Annotated in this window: 1 protein-coding gene; it reads left to right on the top strand. The window is 27.5% G+C overall.

The features are described from left to right. Nucleotides 1-252: hypothetical protein (locus QWI17_RS10590; protein ID WP_302722475.1), on the top strand; the 252-nt coding region annotated here is incomplete at its 5' end. Nucleotides 253-305: the final 53 nt, after the last annotated feature.

Consider the following 305-nt stretch of genomic DNA (forward strand, 5'->3'; position numbering starts at 1 on the left):
ACAAATATCAAACACGATCGATTATTTACAGGAACAATTGTGAGAGATTGTACAGGAACTTACATTCGTGTTGATGATAAAGAGGATTATTTGGTTTGTAATAATGAAATGCTTTCGGACAAAAAAGAAGGTGAAATAGTAAGTGTTATTTATGATTTTGAAAAAACATGCAAAGAGTTAGAAAATAAAGCAACTTGTATGATGTATCACGAACATAAAGGCAAGATTAAAATCAAGAAAAATAATAATTAATTAAAAAATCCACTCAAATTGAGTGGATTTTTGCTTGATATAAAAACACGATT

This window comes from Gilvimarinus gilvus (assembly GCF_030518155.1).
Lineage (GTDB): Bacteria > Pseudomonadota > Gammaproteobacteria > Pseudomonadales > Cellvibrionaceae > Gilvimarinus > Gilvimarinus gilvus.